1 protein-coding gene is annotated in these 371 nt (G+C 66.0%); it reads left to right on the top strand.

Translation table 11 applies throughout. The features are described from left to right. Window positions 1-371 (top strand): recombinase zinc ribbon domain-containing protein (locus tag AC3XQU_RS23230; RefSeq protein ID WP_489876515.1); only part of this gene is annotated, 371 nt, incomplete at both ends.

Raw genomic sequence — 371 nt, forward strand, 5'->3', positions numbered from 1 at the left:
CCCGAACCTACAAGCGGCTGTGCGAACTGCTTCTCGATCCGGAGCGCGCGAAGTACACCGGCGACCGCACCCAAGTCGCACTCCTCGGCGGCGGGCTCGCAAGGTGTGGAGGCTGCGGCCGACCCATGTACGCGGCGTCCACCGTCGGCCGCCCCACCGTCTATGCCTGCTCCACCCGAAGCAGCGACTGCCCCTCCATCGTGTCCGTTCAAGCTGAACTGCTCGAGGCGGACGTTATCGAGCGGGTCCTCGCGCGGTTGTCGTCACCGAAGTACCGGAAGGCGTTGACGAAGTCGATCAACGAACTCGGCTCACGCGAGGAAGGCAAGAACCGGGTCGCCGAACTCAATGCCCGGTTCACTGCGCTGGGG

The organism is Telluria sp. AZSoR62, assembly GCF_058111565.1.